Annotated in this window: 20 protein-coding genes; 18 read left to right on the top strand and 2 right to left on the bottom strand. The window is 40.0% G+C overall.

Annotation, left to right across the window (positions count from 1 at the left end):
• Positions 1 to 15: 15 nt before the first annotated feature.
• From G6R02_RS13790 to G6R02_RS13780, 3 genes are all read left to right on the top strand, one after another.
• Positions 16 to 1374 carry an FAD-binding oxidoreductase gene (locus G6R02_RS13790; RefSeq protein ID WP_164669805.1) on the top strand — a complete coding sequence of 453 codons (1359 nt, stop codon included), beginning with the start codon at positions 16 to 18 and terminating at the stop codon, positions 1372 to 1374.
• Between the two features lie 284 nt (positions 1375 to 1658).
• A complete protein-coding gene (locus G6R02_RS13785) occupies positions 1659 to 2825 on the top strand; it encodes a lactate 2-monooxygenase (protein ID WP_164669804.1) in 1167 nt (388 codons plus the stop codon).
• A gap of 396 nt (positions 2826 to 3221) precedes the next feature.
• Entirely contained in the window at positions 3222 to 4145 is a 924-nt protein-coding gene (locus G6R02_RS13780) for a DMT family transporter (protein ID WP_164669803.1), read from the top strand.
• Here the strand turns inward: G6R02_RS13780 and G6R02_RS13775 are convergent.
• Entirely contained in the window at positions 4128 to 4322 is a 195-nt protein-coding gene (locus tag G6R02_RS13775; protein WP_164669802.1) for an aspartyl-phosphate phosphatase Spo0E family protein, read from the bottom strand. The two genes, G6R02_RS13780 and G6R02_RS13775, sit on opposite strands and share 18 nt — an antisense overlap.
• A 190-nt stretch (positions 4323 to 4512) precedes the next feature.
• Here G6R02_RS13775 and G6R02_RS13770 point away from each other — a divergent pair, with 190 nt between their 5' ends.
• Both G6R02_RS13770 and G6R02_RS13765 read left to right on the top strand, forming a co-directional pair.
• Positions 4513 to 5076, top strand: coding sequence for a beta-class carbonic anhydrase (locus tag G6R02_RS13770; RefSeq protein WP_164669801.1), 564 nt, complete (start codon positions 4513 to 4515; stop codon positions 5074 to 5076).
• 120 nt (positions 5077 to 5196) lie between these two features.
• A complete protein-coding gene (locus tag G6R02_RS13765; RefSeq protein ID WP_164669800.1) occupies positions 5197 to 6207 on the top strand; it encodes a DUF3231 family protein in 1011 nt (336 codons plus the stop codon).
• A 53-nt stretch (positions 6208 to 6260) separates the two neighbouring features.
• Here G6R02_RS13765 and G6R02_RS19965 read toward each other — a convergent pair whose 3' ends face one another.
• A complete protein-coding gene (locus G6R02_RS19965) occupies positions 6261 to 6422 on the bottom strand; it encodes a hypothetical protein (protein ID WP_205520142.1) in 162 nt (53 codons plus the stop codon).
• Positions 6423 to 6630: 208 nt separating this feature from the next.
• Between G6R02_RS19965 and G6R02_RS13760 the strand changes: the two genes are divergently transcribed.
• The 13 genes from G6R02_RS13760 (at position 6631) to G6R02_RS13700 (ending at position 16413) form a co-directional block, all read left to right on the top strand.
• Positions 6631 to 7062, top strand: a complete 432-nt coding sequence (locus tag G6R02_RS13760; RefSeq protein ID WP_164669799.1) for an ester cyclase — start codon at positions 6631 to 6633, stop codon at positions 7060 to 7062.
• 13 nt (positions 7063 to 7075) lie between these two features.
• Entirely contained in the window at positions 7076 to 7543 is a 468-nt protein-coding gene (locus G6R02_RS13755) for a GNAT family N-acetyltransferase (protein ID WP_164669798.1), read from the top strand.
• 18 nt (positions 7544 to 7561) lie between these two features.
• Positions 7562 to 7864: a nitroreductase family protein gene (locus G6R02_RS13750; protein ID WP_164669797.1), complete on the top strand. Its 303-nt coding sequence runs from the start codon at positions 7562 to 7564 to the stop codon at positions 7862 to 7864.
• Entirely contained in the window at positions 7804 to 8331 is a 528-nt protein-coding gene (locus G6R02_RS13745) for an RDD family protein (RefSeq protein WP_164669796.1), read from the top strand. The genes G6R02_RS13750 and G6R02_RS13745 overlap by 61 nt, the downstream gene beginning before the upstream one ends.
• 91 nt (positions 8332 to 8422) lie before the next feature.
• Entirely contained in the window at positions 8423 to 8941 is a 519-nt protein-coding gene (locus tag G6R02_RS13740; RefSeq protein WP_164669795.1) for a sigma-70 family RNA polymerase sigma factor, read from the top strand.
• A complete protein-coding gene (locus G6R02_RS13735; RefSeq protein ID WP_164669794.1) occupies positions 8934 to 9788 on the top strand; it encodes an LCP family protein in 855 nt (284 codons plus the stop codon). The genes G6R02_RS13740 and G6R02_RS13735 overlap by 8 nt, the downstream gene beginning before the upstream one ends.
• Positions 9789 to 9974: 186 nt before the next feature.
• Positions 9975 to 10466 (top strand): DinB family protein, encoded by a 492-nt coding sequence (locus tag G6R02_RS13730; protein ID WP_246202567.1) that lies wholly within the window; start codon positions 9975 to 9977, stop codon positions 10464 to 10466.
• Positions 10467 to 10765: 299 nt separating this feature from the next.
• Complete coding sequence (locus G6R02_RS13725; RefSeq protein WP_164669793.1) at positions 10766 to 12172, top strand: hypothetical protein; 1407 nt, start codon at positions 10766 to 10768, stop codon at positions 12170 to 12172.
• Positions 12173 to 12184: 12 nt separating this feature from the next.
• A complete protein-coding gene (locus G6R02_RS13720) occupies positions 12185 to 12682 on the top strand; it encodes a metallophosphoesterase family protein (protein WP_164669792.1) in 498 nt (165 codons plus the stop codon).
• Positions 12683 to 12740: 58 nt separating this feature from the next.
• Positions 12741 to 13253, top strand: a complete 513-nt coding sequence (locus G6R02_RS13715) for a P-loop NTPase family protein (protein WP_164669791.1) — start codon at positions 12741 to 12743, stop codon at positions 13251 to 13253.
• Positions 13254 to 13419: 166 nt separating this feature from the next.
• Positions 13420 to 14592, top strand: coding sequence for a hydroxymethylglutaryl-CoA synthase (locus tag G6R02_RS13710; RefSeq protein WP_164669790.1), 1173 nt, complete (start codon positions 13420 to 13422; stop codon positions 14590 to 14592).
• A gap of 131 nt (positions 14593 to 14723) precedes the next feature.
• Positions 14724 to 15503, top strand: a complete 780-nt coding sequence (locus G6R02_RS13705; RefSeq protein ID WP_164669789.1) for an aminoglycoside adenylyltransferase domain-containing protein — start codon at positions 14724 to 14726, stop codon at positions 15501 to 15503.
• Between the two features lie 124 nt (positions 15504 to 15627).
• Positions 15628 to 16413: a nucleotidyltransferase domain-containing protein gene (locus G6R02_RS13700; RefSeq protein ID WP_164669788.1), complete on the top strand. Its 786-nt coding sequence runs from the start codon at positions 15628 to 15630 to the stop codon at positions 16411 to 16413.
• Positions 16414 to 16495: the final 82 nt, after the last annotated feature.

Genomic DNA, 16495 nt, shown 5'->3' with positions numbered 1-16495 from the left:
GGGGAGAGGAAAACCATGAAGCTTTTTGAAGAACTGCAACGTGTTTTGAACGATGATCGGGTAACAATGAATGAAACAATTCTTGACCAGCACAGTTCAGATGAATCCTACCATACGCCGCAACGTCCGGATATTGTTGTTTTCCCGGAAAATACCGAAGAAGTCAGTGAGATTATTAAACTGGCAAACAAGTATGAAAAGCCTGTTGTTCCATTTGGGTACGGGTCAAGTCTTGAGGGCAATGTGATTCCGTATGAAGGTGGGATTTCCATTGATTTTTCACTGATGAACAAAATCCTCGAAGTACGGGAAAGCGATTTTCTAGTCAAAGTACAACCGGGAGTTACCCGGTCACAACTTGAAAAGGAACTCAAGAAATATGGCTTATTTTTCACCGTGGATCCCGGCGCAGATGCAACAATCGGGGGTATGGCTGCAACAAACGCGAGTGGAACAACTGCAGTACGGTACGGAATTATGCGTGATCAGGTCCGCGACCTTGAGGTTGTTTTGGCAGACGGATCGATTATTCACACAGGAAATATGGCTGCGAAATCGTCATCGGGCTATCATTTGAACGGGCTTTTCGTTGGCTCAGAAGGCACATTGGGTTGTTTTACCGAAATAACGTTGCAGGTTATTGGTATTCCGGAGCATGTTATGGCTGCCCGAGCTGAATTCGGCAGTGTTGATGATGCAGTGGATGCGGTTACCGCTGTTTTACAGGCGGGCATTCCGATTGCGAGAGTGGAACTTGTTGACGAAGTGTCGATTAAACAGATGAACCTGTTCAGCGAAACGGACTATAATGAAGTGCCAACTCTTTTCCTTGAACTGCACGGGAACGAGGCAGGGTTGAATCACGACGTTGAATTCATGAAGGAAATTGTGGAGGATATGAACTGCAAGCAAATCGAATTTGAGACAGACACAGCCGGAAGAAACCGTCTGTGGGAAGCACGCCACAATGCAGCGTACGCTTTCATCCATGGCCATCCAGGCAGGAAACAGATGGTGACCGATGTATGTGTACCAATGTCCGAGCTTGCTGGAGCAGTGAAGGATGCCAGGGAAGCAGTCGATGCATCCGGCCTTTCCGGTGGTATCGTCGGGCATGTTGGCGATGGAAACTATCATATTTTACTAATGCTCGATGTCGATAATCCTGAGGAAATAGCGAAAGCAAATACGGTCAATGAGCAGATCGTAAATTATGCCCTTTCCAGAGGCGGCACGTGCACCGGTGAACATGGAGTCGGAACTGGTAAACAGAAATATCAGGAGCAGGAACATGGCCCCGCACTCGATGTTATGCGAAAAATAAAGCAGGCACTCGATCCGGATGGCGTAATGAATCCGGGGAAAATAATATAATGCGGCAAAACCGCTTCGATGTTGATGTCGAAGCGGTTTTTGTATGGCTCTTGAGTGGGAAAGGATTTGGTGAGAGAAGTAATGATTTTAAGTGAGCTGAACGTGCGAGGTCTGCGGATAAACGTGCAATCAACACACTTAAACGTACAAGTATCACTCCTAAACGAGCAATTCTATCCTTGCCACAACTAAAAAACACTACAAGCTCAACAAATATATTTGAAAAAACAGACAATTACGAATATAATTAAAACAAGTCTATAAAATCAGGGGGAGATTTTTTCATGTCAAATTTCGGTAACCAGGTTCAGTTCAATGTGTATCAATCGATGATGAATCCTGATCCGGAGCGATTACCGGTCGTTTATGAGGAATGGGAAGAGAAAGCGCGTGAAGCATTGGAAGATGGACCATATTATTATGTTGCGGGAGGAGCAGGCGGGGGGAAAACGATGGATTCAAATCTCCGTGCATTTGATCGTTGGAAAATCGTGCCGCGTATGCTCCGGAACGTGGAAGAACGGGATCTGTCAGTAAATCTTTTTGGACATACATATAATTACCCGGTACTCCACGCACCAATTGGTGTTCAATCAATCATTCATGAAGAAGGTGATCTTGGTTCTGCGAGAGCCTGCGCAGAGATGGGTATTCCATTTACTGTGAGCTCTGCATCAACTGTGCCAATGGAAAAGATTGCTGAAGAAATGGGAGATGCTCCAAGGTGGTTTCAACTGTACTGGAGTAAAGATCCGGATGTTACCAAAAGTTTCTTAAAGCGGGCAGAAGCATCAGGCTATTCAGCAATTGTAGTGACATTAGATACGCCAATGCTGGCATGGCGTGAATATGATTTAAAAAATGTCTATTTACCTTTTCTTCTCGGTGAAGGTGTGGGAAATTATTTAACAGATCCTGCTTTCCGTTCAAAACTGGAAAAATCGCCTGAGGAGGATCCAACTGCAGCCATTATGCACTGGACACAGGTGTTTGGGAATGCCGGTTTAACGTGGGATGATATTGCTTTTTTGCGTGAAAATACGAATCTTCCAATCCTGCTGAAAGGAATTTTGCACCCTGATGATGCAAAATTGGCGCTGGAACACGGGGTTGATGGCATTATCGTGTCCAATCATGGTGGACGTCAGGTCAATGGTTCACTTGGAGCACTTGAAGCCTTGCCGCAAGTGTGTGATGTGGTCCAGGGCAACGTTCCCGTGCTTATGGACAGTGGGATCAGGCGCGGTTCTGACATTCTTAAGGCTATTGCACTGGGAGCAGACGCTGTCCTTGTCGGCAGACCGTGTATGTATGGTTTAGCGGTTGCAGGAGAAACAGGTGTCAAACAAGTACTGACAAACATGATTGCCGATATGGATCTGACAATGGCACTTGCCGGGAGGAAATCAATTGGAGAATTGGATCGATCCTTACTTAATGAAGATAAATGAGTTTTCAATAAAGGTAAGGAGTTGACTTTAATTGATCAATGAAACGGATTCTGGTTCCGTTAAACGGTAGAAAGCTGCTGAAAATGGGATTAAGTGGTTCCTGATTCCGCTATTGGCCTAAAATCAATGGAGTATAAGGTTAAAATAGATAAATAGCGGAATGAGGAGCCGGAACTATCCTTTAATAAAGGGATTTAGCAGGAATAGCGGAATGAGGATCCAGAATCAGTAAACGGTTCCCGGTTCCGCTGATATTTTGCAAATTTTTCAGACCTATCCGGAACTTATCTTGAACAAATAGTGTTAGTTGGTATACAAAAAATCCTTGAACCCACCAAAAGAGCAATAATGTCTGATAAAGTAGGCAGTAAGTTTGTTTAATTGGTGAGTGATATCATGATTTATTCATACATAATGATGCTTTTTGTAGTTATTTTCTATGCGGGAAATATTCTTATTGGGAAAGCTATCAATGAACTGCCGCCATTTACGATAGCATTTTTCCGGCTGGTGATGGCTTGTATTGTTCTGCTGCCATTTGGTATCCGCAGTGCATGGGAATATCGCAAAAAATTCTTAGAATATAAAAAACCATTTTTGCTGATTACCTTAACAGGAATTACTTTTTTTAATACATTCATCTATAGCGCGCTGCAATTCACCACATCAACCAATGTATCTGTACTGGAAACCGTAATCCCGGTCGTTACCGTTGTGCTGAGTGCCATCCTTTTGAAAGAACGGTTACTTAACATCCAGAAAGCAGGGATACTTTTATCCCTGCTTGGTGCTGTCTGGGTAGTATTGGACGGAAAAATCTTTCAACTTGCCTCAATGGATTGGAATGTCGGTGACGGTATTATGATTGGAGCAATTGGATCATGGGCAGTTTACTCCATTTATGTAAAAAAATATATGCACCTGTTCCCGCAGTTTGGCGCGCTACTGGTAATGAGTGTTATATCAGTAATCGTTTTATTTCCTTTTGTAGCAGTGGAATGGTTCATTACAGGATTACCTGAAGTATTATTTACACCAATGAGTATAACGAGTCTGGCATACCTCGGTATTTTTCCATCTTTCATCGCATTGATTTTTTACAATCGTGCTGTTGAAATGCTTGGTGCTTCACAGGCTTCGGTGTTTTTAAACTTCCTGCCCGTTGTTACTATGGCAGGAGCATATATTTGGTTGGATGAAACACTTACATTCATGAAAATAGTTGGTGCCCTGGCTGTTATATGTGGTGTCATTCTAACAACAAAAGGTAAATTTCGAGGAAGTTCATCGAAAAAATATGATTTACATAATCATAAATAAAAGCAGGAAATACTGTACATGTTGATATTTGTTCAGCAGTTTATCCAGTTCCTGGCTGCATTCAATTGTTCTCGAATCACCTAATCCGTATTTACCTCCGAGTTCGATCATTTCTTTCTTTTTGTTTGAAATAGCAGTCTTTAAATCATACTGTACCTGTTTATAAGTTTGAATCATATAGAACTTTCTCCCTTTCAATCTTTTAGGTCATTAGTCTCAAAACGCACAAAAGTAATTATGCCTTCTTTTATAAAAACATTCAATAGATTCTACAAAGGTTGTCATAACATTACAAAATCCGACATGAACTAATGTATCTTTAATCTTTGAATATATAATAGTAAAATAAGTTCAAGGAGGAATTTTTGTGAAACTATTGGATGAAATTTTAGCCCATAATGAAAAATTTGTCGAAAAAAAGGACTACGAAACTTACCAAACCGGAAAGTTGCCAAATAAGCGGCTTGTGATTATTTCCTGTATGGATACGCGTTTAGTTGAATTGCTGCCCAAATCAATGAATATCGCAAACGGTGATGCAAAAATTATTAAAACCGCCGGTGCAATTGTATCAGATCCGTTTGACAGCGTTATGAGCAGCATACTTGTTGCGGTTTATCAGCTTCAGGCAGATGAAGTGTATGTCGTTGGTCATCATGATTGCGGAATGACCGGTTTAACAGCAGAAATTGTTTTGGAAAACGCAAAAAAACGTGGCATCAGTGAGGAAAAACTGGAGACACTGCAACATTCCGGAATTAACCTTGACGAATTTTTGAAGGGATTTGACCGTGTTGAAAACAGTGTTGGGCATAGTGCAAAAACAATTAAAAGCCATCCCCTGCTGCCGGACGGCGTGCCTGTGCATGGGCTGGTAATCAGTCCGGAGACAGGAAAACTGGATGTCGTTAGGAATGGTTATACAGATTAAATTAAGAAGTAATCGCTTCGTACAATGATGGAGCGTTTACTTCTTTTTTATAGCATACATAAATTCCAGTACTATTGGAAAAAATACCGATACTACGTTAAAGAATCGGAGGTATCGGAAATGGCGGACGGGAATCAGGTGAAGTTAACATCAGCGGAAATTACGCAGCTGTGGACGGCTTATATGAATGATGCGGCATTAATCTGTCAGTTGCAGTATTTTTTGGCAAAAGTTGAGGATAACGACATTAGGCCAATCATCCAACATAATTTGAAATTGGCTCAATCACATGTGGTAAAGATAAGTGAAATTTTTAATAAAGAAGACTATCCAATTCCTTACGGGTTCAAGTTGGAAGAAGATGTCGATGTTAATGCGCCCAAATTGTATTCGGATACATATTACTTATATTATATGCAGGAAGGTTCAAAGGTAACGCTGCAAGGTTATGGGATTAGTCTGTCTTTGGCCGTAAGAGACGATGTTTACAGTTACTTCTATGAATGTATACAGGAAGCAGGCGGGTTACTGAAAATGGTAAATGAAGCTTTGTTATCCAAAGGACTTTTCATCAGACCACCATACCTCCCAACACCGGATAGTTACGACTTTGTAAAAAACCAAAGCTTTCTGACGGGTTACTTTGGAGAAAGAAGACCTTTAACAGGAACAGAAATCACCAACCTTTACGCCAATTTTCAACGGAACGCACTGGGAGTAGCTACTATGATTGGTTTCAGTCAGGTAGCAAAAAATAAAGAGGTACGAAAATTTTTGGTAAGAGGGAAGGAAATTGCCCAGAAACATTGTGAAGTATTCAGTTCCATTCTGCATGAAGACGATTTGCCTTCTCCGACGTCGTGGGATACGGGAGTAACAGATTCCACAACATATACATTTTCCGATAAAATAATGATGTTTTACAGTACAACTTTAATTGCATTGAGCGTTGGTTATTACGGAGCAAGTATGTCCATGAGTCCAAGAAAAGATTTAGGTGTGCAATATAACAGACTGATGAACGAGATTTTAAAGTATGCTGAAGACGGAGCAAATATTATGATTAAACATGAATGGATGGAGCAACCACCACGTGCACTGGACCGTGATGAACTCGCCAAGAAGAAGTAAATGAATTTGGCCCTGTGAGTGGTGGAAATGGTAAGGAGGAGGCTTGCTTCAAATTACTCATTATTATGTTTCCAGGTTGTTTCTTTACCGCTTATGGGACATACTGGAAAATCATCATTTTCAAGAAGCTTTGCCTTTTCTCCGGATTGACAAATGTAATCTCCTGATGCAGGAACACCCTGTCCTGTTCTGTATTCGCGAAATTGATCCTCCATTCTGAACGCCTCCTTTGATAAACTGTTGTGTTTAGTATGTTCTATTACCCTGGTTATTATTTAATTTTTGTATTGATTCGTCGGAGAATGCCGGCATCTGTTAATCCCGCCATTTTCCAATTCCAATCGCAACATTCTTAATTTTTGTTATAATAGTGTTAGAAAAAAAGCATCAGAGAATTAGCGATAAAGGGAAGGGGAGAGTTTTTTGCCTAGTTCAGAAAAGGAAGCAATTGTTAATAAATGGTTCGATAGGGTATTTACCAAGGGTGACTTGGATGCGGTCGACACTGTAGCAGCAAGAGACATGATCGTACATTCGCAAGGGGATCATGAAGGCAGTAAAGGGACGGATAACTTCAAAAACTGGCTGACATGGTATTGTGAGTCATTTGTTGATCGAACATGGATTGTGCACGAATGTATTGAAGAAGGTGACAAAATTGTTGCCCGCTATACAGGCTATAGTACATATAAAGGCGGACTGCTTGATATTCCGTCCGAAGATCAGAAAGTCACGGAAACAGGAATTATAATTTTTCGGATTGAAAATGGGAAAATTGCTGAACAATGGTGTGAAATGAGTGATTTACAGGTTGTTCAGCAATTATTGGGAAGTGAATTATTAACGGCAAAATAAGGAGAGGAAACGTATGACAGTAACATTTACACCAATGAGTGAAGAACGATTCAATCAATATTTGGAGGTAAAATTAGAAGATTATGCTAATGAGCACGTAAAGGCAGGCAACTGGAATGAAGAAAACGCGTTGGAAAATGCCAGGAATCAATTTGACCTATTACTGCCTGATGGATTAGAGACAGAAAACCAGAGATTATTCACAGTTATGGATGGAGATGAGTCAGTCGGTATTTTGTGGATACATGTTAAGTCTCATGAAAATGATAAACAGGCTTTTATCTATGATATTGAACTTGATGAGAATCAGCGCGGAAAAGGATTTGGAACAGCAACGATGACACATCTGGAGGAGTATGCAAAAGAAGAAGGCATCAGTCAGATTGGTCTTCATGTTTTTGCACATAATAAACCTGCTTTAGCTCTCTATGAAAAGATGGGTTATGAATCTATAAGTTATAATATGGCGAAGAAAGTTTAGGAGATTTCTGCAGCTGACATGGAATCGGCTGTTGAGCAGTATGGAGAAAGAGGCTATCGGTTCTGTTTACTTGAGGCCGGGCATATAGTTCAGAATGTGATGCTGACAGCAGCGGCTTGTGACGAAGCTGTTACTCCAATTGGCGGGTTTAAAGATAAATATATCAATCGGAAAGTCCTGCCTGATGAAAAAACCTTTCTGCATTATATTTCGTTCCGGTGGGTAAAAAAGAATATTTTTTTAGGACGGGGGTGCTTGTCATGGGAAATTATGCCGGTATTAACAAAAGACTGGCGGCATTGTTTATCGATTATCTTTTAATCGTTATTTATGCGCTGATACTGGTTGGGGCGGCAATAATATTTTACAATATTTTCTTTGATGGAATTCCAGATACAGGGCGTGTGACAGAAGAGTTGATTAGTTTTTTTGCATTGGTATTCCCAGTCTTCCTTTATTTCGTAATAACCGAATCCAGCCAAAAGCGGGCATCATTCGGTAAACGAAAAATGAGGATCGGCGTTGGTTCTTTTAACGGAAATTCACTGAGCTTAGTACAGGTAATCCTGAGGAATGTTATTAAGCTTTTACCATGGCAGGCAGCCCATTCTTTCATTTTTTATGGAATGCATAACCATTGGGAAATATCTGCATTTACATGGATTATTGTTGGAGTACTCTGCTATGGATTGCCGATTATATCTTTTCTATTGCTATGTTTCCGGAAAGACCATCGTGTAATTCATGATTTACTTGCAAATACAGTTGTTCATAATCGCTCGCGTTAATCGTTGAGCGGTTATTTTTTTGATACCTGAAACTATTTTCAAATGACAATCGTCAAATCGTTGAATTACAGGCGGGGGAGGAGGGGGAGCTATGGAAGATAAAGAAATTATACTGGAAAAAATTATGGTTGAGCATGGGAGTGATTTGGTAAGGTTAGCGTTCACCTATGTAAAAGATAAGGAGACGGCGAAAGATATCGTTCAGAATACCTTTATCAAATGCTACGAAAACCTGGATAACTTCCGCTGCGAGTCCACGCTGAAAACGTGGTTATACCGGATCACGATTAACGAATGCAAAGACTATTTAAGGAGTTGGCACCATCGAAAGGTACAGGCGAAAAGCTTTATCCAGGAAACCGTAAATTCGATCTTGCCATCCGCCGAGGATAAAGTAATAAGGGAATCGGAAAATCAGGAAATCAAGAAATTTGTCTTTTCTCTCCCCAAAATTTATCGGGAAGTTATTTATCTCTATTACTACAAATCTTTCATCATCGAAGAAATTGCCGAGGTGACTGACCTTAGCATCAATACTGTGAAGACACGGTTGAGAAGAGGCAGGCAGAAACTGAAGTCCATAATGGAGGAAGGAGATATTTATGGATAAAAAGAAGTTTGATAAAGAATCACTGTCATATCTGGAGGATGAAGAACTCGAATTCACGACAGAGGATCGGCAACAAACGTTTGCCAGGATACAGGAGAAGAATCATGCAGGACAAAAGAAAAATATTTTTCACTTTTTCCGGTTTAAACTTGGTCCAGTTACTGCTGCTGTTTTTGCTTTTGTTTTGGCTGTTGGAGTGCTGATGCCTGTGGTTTTTTCCGGTGATAAAACAAATGAAATGACAAGTGAGATCAGACATGCGACCATACAAAATTATAATTCTTTTTCATTATTACTGCTTGGAAAAGAGCCAAGCAACAGGACATCTTTTAATATTTTAATGACCTATAACGGCGATACGGAAAGCATGAAAATTTTAACAATCCCGCGTGATACGTATGCGCCGATTATTGATGATGATGAAAAAACGCTATATAAAGATAAACTGACACACGCATTTGCAATTGGAGCAGGACCTGAGGCAACAGTGGCATCTGTTTCGAAATTGTTCGATATACCGGTCAATTACTATGCGGTTGTTCCGGCAAAAGAACTGGCCGATGAATTGGATATAAGTCGAGGTATCATGCGAAAAGGCCTGCTCGGTTCGAAGGTTCAGGAAAGCTTAACGATTGATAAAATGAAGGACATTGTTGAACAGGGTGAAACGAATATTTCCACAGACAACTTTCATAAACTTATTAGTGGTGTGAACGTCACGGAATTCATAGATTTGAAATCCGGATTGGAAGTGAAAACAATTGATGGGATTTATTATTTGGAGATTGGGGAAAAGAAGTTGAACAGTGTTTCTACCAATTTGAATCAGCACTTGCAAGGAGAATAAGGTGACGTTGAATACCTAAATGCCAAAGCTCACACGAAAATCGCCAAAGTTCAGAGTGATTTCGCCGAAGTTCACAATTAGGTTGCCCGAAGTTCACAATTAAAATGCCGAAGTTCACAATTTCACATCGAATAACTACCACTAGTTAACATGTGTATTGATAAGTGAAGGGGATGTAAAATTTTAATGTTAAAAAAACAGTATGAGTTGGTCAAGAATACAAGGGGGCTGCTATTTCAGTTTTGTGAAAAGATGAGCCCTGATGATTATACGAAAGAACTTGAGGGTTTTGGTTGGGGATCTGTCCGAAATCTCCATACCCATGTTGCGGAGTGCTATCAGAACTGGCTTGGAAAATTTGGATTAAAGGAAAATATTCAAATAGCTGATCCAACAATGGTCAGAGATGTAAGTGAAATAAGACAGATATTTAAAAAAGTGGATGAATTGGTTTACCGGTTTTTAAATGCGTATGGCGACAATTATGAACATCTGATCAGCGGACCGGTATCCTGGCAGGAAGATGATGAAGAGCTCTCGGTACTGTGGCTCTTCACCCATACTCTCACCCATGAATTCCACCATAAAGGACAAATCGTTACGATGGGCAGGCAGTTGGGATATATCCCTGATGACACGGACCTGATCACACCGACAGATTTAAAAACGTTATTTTAGTCAGTACTACTCTCTACTATTATTATCGTTTCCCAGAACGTTCAGGTGGCATATATTTTTTTAAAAATATATGCCACCTTTTGTGATCGAGGGACGATTGTAGTAATAGGAAGGTGTATTTTGCAATCGCTTGGGAAGATGTTTCACGTTTCGGGCAGATACTTCACTTCGACGGGACGATGTTGATAACCGATCCAGCAGGAACCCCCATTTATGTTCATGATAATATTGCGTTATACTGTTTAGTGCCAACATATACTATTAGAATGAATGTAAGAATAAACGGGGGAGCTTGTCAGATGAATGCATTTATTACAATGGGCTTAAGGATATCCATATTTGTATATGCCCTTTTGCACTTTATAACCTATTTTTTTCATATCGACTTATTAGCTTCTCTGGGTGCTGTCAGCGGGTTTGTTATGCTGATTTTGGCAGCTGTCTATTTAAAAATAAATCATTTTAAACTGCCGCTGTTTCTGTTTGTAACAGGGATTAGTATAATGATCGCCGCCAGTGATTCATTTTTCACAGATCTCGAGAGTGGCCTGCTGCAGATGAGCAACATTATCGGATTGCTGGTTATTGTTCCGATGATCAGTTGGGTGTTAAGATCTGAGCCTTATATTGAAGAAATCATTGGTTTTGCGCACAAACTCTTAGACACTAGCCGTAAGTTTTACTTTGGTGTAATTTCGTTCACGCATATTATTTCCTACTTTTTACTGTTTGGTTCCATCCCGATGATGTATCAGTTCATCAATGGCATTTTAAAAAATCAGCAGGGGGAAGCCTGGGAAAACTTTAAAGGGACTGCTCTCCTGCGTGCGTTTGCATTATCAACGCTATGGGTTATCTCCAGTCCGAGTTTCACATTTGCTGTGGAAGCGCTGAATGCCCCGTTATGGAAAACGATACTGCAAGGTTTTTTTATTACGGTATGCTTAATAATAATCGCGGTAATTTTTTCGTACTTTGATGAAAAACGCTATGGTGTTAATCTAACTGCTGAAATAAAAAAGGAAATCGCTTCGGTTCTCGAACATTCTTCGGATAAAAAACAACAAACACAAAAATCATTGGAGTTTATTTTATTATTCATAACGTTATTTGGATCAATTTTTGTGTTATATGAGTTTGTTTCGATTCCGCTGATGGTGCTGATTCCATTAGTGATTATCGTGTGGACGATTCTTTATTTTCTTGTAAAAAAAAGACCGGGTAAGCTGGTGGAGGACACGAAAAATCATGTTGCGGATGGTTTGCTCGGTCAATCGTATCAGTTTAGTGTGATGGTATCGGCGGGTGTGATGATTTATGGTCTGAACGGCACCGGGTTTGGAACGGCGATGGTAGAAGGAGTTTATTCTCTGCAGGAGGTTTTACCATTTATAAATATATTGTATTTTTTGCCGCTGATCGTTATAATTCTCGGTTTCATGGGGCTGGGGCCGCTGACAGTAATGGTTCTGGTTGCAGGGATTCTGGAAAGTATTTCGCTTCCATATCCGCCGGAACTGATTATACTGGCAGTAACTTCCGGGAGTGCGATCTCCATCCTGCTTTCCCCATTGATTATGCCGGTAATTGTTCTGAGTGGAACGAATGGACTGAGTGCATTAAAAAATGGTTTGAAATTCAACTATAAATACGCGATTGCTATCTATGTGCTGGTGCAGATTTATGTACAGATTGCTGTAATGTGAGGAGCCCTATAAATGAAAATTATTGTAACCGCCGATACACATATGACTGATAATAATAACCTTCTTCCCTCCCGTTTTGTAAAAGAATTAAAAAATGCTGATCTGATTATTCATGCCGGTGACTGGAAAACGATGGATGTGTACCATACACTTGCCAAATACAGTGAAGTGATCGGAGTTTACGGCAACATCGATAACGAGGAAATAAAAGACCAATTTTCCACACGTGAAATATTGAATGTGCACGGTCACAAGATTGGCATCGTTCATGGTCATGGCGAAAAAAAGACGACGGAAAAGCGGGCATTGGAAGCTTTTGACGATAACGATGTGGATGTTATTATTTTTGGTCATTCACATATTCCGATGATGCGCTACTTTAACAAGACGTTGTTGTTTAATCCCGGCTCCCCAACATATAAACGGAAATTACCGTATTATTCATTCGGGATCTTAGAAATTGATGAAGAAATCCGGGGTGAAATCATATTTTTCTCTGAAAAGTCTTGAAAATCCTATGCTTTTTGATATGCTTATTTTTCAAAAAAAGTGGGGGAGTTGAGAGATATTGAATCGGATAATGGTTATGGGGGCTTCTGCCGGTGCCGGAAAATCCACTTTTGCGCGTAAGCTGGGAGAGAAACTTGGCATCAATGTTTATCATCTTGATGCTTTATTCTGGAAACCAAACTGGGTACAGGCATCGTTAAAAGAATTCAGCGCTGCTCAAGAGAAAATTATCCTAAAAGATCAATGGATTATTGAGGGCAATTACAGCAATACATTTGATATCCGGGTGAAACATGCTGATACGATTATTTATCTGGAAGTACCTTTAGCTGTCTGCCTTTATCGGGTGGTCAAACGCTGGCTGCTTAACATCGGGAGGACCAGACCGGATATGGGTGAAGGGTGTAAAGAAAAATTGGATTATCAATTTTTGAAATTCATTTGCACTACTTATTATCCACGAAGGAAGAAGATGCAGGACAGGTTTGAGTTTTTTCGGAAAATGAACCCGCAAAATACGATTGTCGTCTTAAAAGGCAGAAAAGAAATTAAGACGTTTTTAGAAAAATAATTCCTTCATGTTGTCTTTATAGACGAATTGTATTATTATTTAGGATATTGAATTTTAATTGAATCATTATGTGAATATATTCACAAATAGAAAGATTTAATAACTAATGTATCTCGTGGAAATGTTAACTATTATACAATATATAAGTAAGAAAAGAGGATGAACGTTGAAAATTGGTATTGATAAAATAGGTTTCTATGCACCCCATTTATATGTTGATATGAACAAGCTGGCTGTCCGCAGAAACGTGGAGCCTGAAAAATTCACGATCGGAATCGGTCAGGAGAAAATGGCGGTACCGCCGATAACACAGGATTCGGTTACGCTGGCGGCAAATGCAGCATTGGAAGTTTTGGATGAAAACGATAAGGAAGCGATTGATTTTGTTATTTTCGGGACAGAGACAGGTATCGATAATTCAAAGTCAGCTGCGGTTTACGTCCACCATCTGCTTGGATTGAACCCGCATGCCCGGACCGTTGAAGTAAAGCATGCCTGTTATGGCGCAACTGCCGCTATCCAAATGGCAAAAGGTCATATTGCACTTAATCCGGAAAGCAAAGTGCTGGTATTGGCATCAGATATTGCGCGATATGGTTTGAACTCATCAGGTGAGGCAACACAGGGAGCAGGAGCAGTTGGAATGGTAATCAGTGCAGATCCTGCAATCTTGGCACTTGAAGATAAGTCCGCTTATTTAGCTGATGATGTCATGGATTTCTGGCGCCCGGTATATTCGGACAAGGCCTTGGTTGATGGAAAACTTTCAAACGAGAAATACATTTCATTTTTTGCAAAAGTATGGGAGCAGTATAAGGAGAAAACCGGTCGTGAACTGAAGGATTTTGAGGCAATCACCTTCCATTTACCATACACAAAAATGGGCAAAAAAGCATTGAAGCCTGTATTGGAAGAAACAACAGAGGACGTTCAGGAGCGGTTGAAGGCAAACTATCAGATAAGTACCGAATACAACAGAAATGTCGGTAATATTTATACCGGTTCACTGTATCTGAGTCTGCTGTCTTTACTTGAACAAAAAGAAGACCTGGAAGCAGGTGCACGTATCGGAATGTTCAGCTATGGCTCAGGAGCAGTTGGTGAATTCTTTACAGGTATCCTGCAAGATGGCTATAGAGAGCATCTGAAAATTAAGGAGCATGATGAACTGTTTGCATCACGAAAAGAAGTCTCAGTCGACGAATATGAAGCAATATTTGAAGAGACGCTGCCAACTGACGGTTCTTCAATTGAGCTTGATGTCAATAGTGACCCTGCACAGATTTACCTGGCTGGTGTTACTGACCATATGCGACGGTATGTTAATAAGGAAAAATAATGAAAGAAGTAACTGCTGGTTAATGGGCGGTTACTTCTTTTTTTGTCGTTTTGATATGATATTGCATAGGACAGGTTAATTGTTGCATTGACCAGGATCTGTTTCTGTTAATAGGAGAAAGGGGAGCTTTTATGACTTACAATTGGAAAACATGCTCATCAGATATAAAAGATTTTGTTTATCATCTTCTAAGAGAAACGAAAGAAATTATAAAAAAAGATTTTGTTGGTTTTTACTTACATGGTTCTTTAGCAATGGGAGGTTTAAATCCGAGCCGAAGTGATATTGATATATTGGTCGTTACGGAAAGATCATTAACTATTGAAACTAAAAAGAAATTGGCACAATTGTTTTTAACTTGTTCGGGAAACCCGTTTCCAGTGGAAATAAGTTTTTTAAATGAAGAACAATTAACAAATTGGAAGCACCCCTCTCCATTCGACTTTCATTTCAGTGAATATTGGCGGGAGCGTTATGAAGCGGATCTGTCGAATGGAACAAACAAATATATAAACGAAAAGATTAGGACTGACGCTGATTTAGCTGCTCACATAACCATAATCAATAATCGGGGAGTTTGTATTGAAGGAATCCCCATTGTCGGGGTTTTTCCATCTGTTCCACAAGCGGATTATATTTCTTCCATTATGGGCGACTATCGGGAGTGTTTGGAGAATATTGAAGGTAATCCGGTATATTGCACGATAAACCTGATCAGGGTGTATTGGTATTTGAAAGAAGGTGTTATTTCATCAAAAGAGGAAGCTGGCAGATGGGGTTTGTCATCATTACCAAATGAGCTGACTTTAACTGTTCAGAAAGCGCTAAATCATTGTTACAGTTTTGAAAAAGTCCAACTTCAACTAATAAAAAATTATATAGACGATAAAGTACAAGCGTTGTTAAGTTAGAAAGTCTGACCATGTTGAGGTCAGACTTTTTATATGGAAATAAAGCAAATCTACCGTTGACTATTCCACAATAAAAGACTTATAATATCGTAATATATTTTTTTAGCCGGGAGGGGGTCGAGACGTGAAACAAGAAGAAGCGCTCAACATAATCGCAGCCAGTTTAAAACAAGATTCATATGTACAGGCAGTTTTTGTAAAAGGTTCGATGGGGAGAGGCGAACAGGACGAGCATTCTGATATTGACCTTTATTGTCTCGTTGATGAAAAGAACGAGACTGCCTTTCTCAATAACCGCGTGGACCATTTACGGGCATACAGGGAGTTGCTGTTTTATGAGGACATTTTTATCATTGCACCGCAAATTGTTGCTGTCTATGATAATCTGCTGCATGCTGATTTGTTTACCGTTACAGAAAAGAGTTTCAAAGAAAAAGATTATTTTAGGGTTCTGTATGATCCGGAAAACCGGATTGATCAATTTAAGGCTACGCAAAATTTAACTGTCTCATATGGAGAATTTCAGGATGATGTAATGGATGTTGCCTGGTTTCTTTTTCAACATAAAAAATCAGCTGCCAGAGGAAATGATATCTGGTCGGTGAAAATGCTCAATTATGTAGTTAATCATTTGGCACGCGTATTGTTGCATCATCATTGTCCAAATCGGGCTCAACTTGGATTGAAGACAGTGGAACGATCTTTACCTGATGAGCTTGTGAAAAAATTCAGTAATGCTATGGAGCACAATACTCCGGGCGATCACGGTAAAGCTGCCAAACAATTAGCAACAATCGTTTCCGCTGAAAAAGAATGGATTCTTTCTACGCTTGATGAATCGGGGAGAAGGAAGATAGGAACGTTGCTTGAAGAAATGCTGTCCTTTTATTCAGCAGGGAAGGTGGAATAGGCATTTCTGAGCGAATTACTTTTTAGTTGTCATCCTTAATGCAAGTATGGAATATTGAAAAACAGCCACATTCCCATATGAA

The sequence above is a fragment of the Virgibacillus doumboii genome (assembly GCF_902806455.1).
GTDB classification, from domain to species: Bacteria; Bacillota; Bacilli; order Bacillales; family Amphibacillaceae; genus Lentibacillus; species Lentibacillus doumboii.
Note: the sequence above shows the minus strand (reverse complement) of the source record. Positions and strands in the feature narration are given on the sequence as shown.

Excerpts from the sequence above, each read along its gene's own strand:
- G6R02_RS13790 (WP_164669805.1), top strand. The coding sequence starts at position 16 with ATGAAGCTTTTTGAAGAACTGCAACGTGTTTTGAACGATGATCGGGTA.
- G6R02_RS13785 (WP_164669804.1), top strand. The coding sequence starts at position 1,659 with ATGTCAAATTTCGGTAACCAGGTTCAGTTCAATGTGTATCAATCGATG.
- G6R02_RS13780 (WP_164669803.1), top strand. The coding sequence starts at position 3,222 with ATGATTTATTCATACATAATGATGCTTTTTGTAGTTATTTTCTATGCG.
- G6R02_RS13775 (WP_164669802.1), bottom strand. The coding sequence starts at position 4,322 with ATGATTCAAACTTATAAACAGGTACAGTATGATTTAAAGACTGCTATT.
- G6R02_RS13765 (WP_164669800.1), top strand. The coding sequence starts at position 5,197 with ATGGCGGACGGGAATCAGGTGAAGTTAACATCAGCGGAAATTACGCAG.
- G6R02_RS19965 (WP_205520142.1), bottom strand. The coding sequence starts at position 6,422 with ATGGAGGATCAATTTCGCGAATACAGAACAGGACAGGGTGTTCCTGCA.
- G6R02_RS13755 (WP_164669798.1), top strand. The coding sequence starts at position 7,076 with ATGACAGTAACATTTACACCAATGAGTGAAGAACGATTCAATCAATAT.
- G6R02_RS13750 (WP_164669797.1), top strand. The coding sequence starts at position 7,562 with ATGGAATCGGCTGTTGAGCAGTATGGAGAAAGAGGCTATCGGTTCTGT.
- G6R02_RS13745 (WP_164669796.1), top strand. The coding sequence starts at position 7,804 with ATGGGAAATTATGCCGGTATTAACAAAAGACTGGCGGCATTGTTTATC.
- G6R02_RS13740 (WP_164669795.1), top strand. The coding sequence starts at position 8,423 with ATGGAAGATAAAGAAATTATACTGGAAAAAATTATGGTTGAGCATGGG.
- G6R02_RS13735 (WP_164669794.1), top strand. The coding sequence starts at position 8,934 with ATGGATAAAAAGAAGTTTGATAAAGAATCACTGTCATATCTGGAGGAT.
- G6R02_RS13730 (WP_246202567.1), top strand. The coding sequence starts at position 9,975 with ATGTTAAAAAAACAGTATGAGTTGGTCAAGAATACAAGGGGGCTGCTA.
- G6R02_RS13725 (WP_164669793.1), top strand. The coding sequence starts at position 10,766 with ATGAATGCATTTATTACAATGGGCTTAAGGATATCCATATTTGTATAT.
- G6R02_RS13720 (WP_164669792.1), top strand. The coding sequence starts at position 12,185 with ATGAAAATTATTGTAACCGCCGATACACATATGACTGATAATAATAAC.
- G6R02_RS13705 (WP_164669789.1), top strand. The coding sequence starts at position 14,724 with ATGACTTACAATTGGAAAACATGCTCATCAGATATAAAAGATTTTGTT.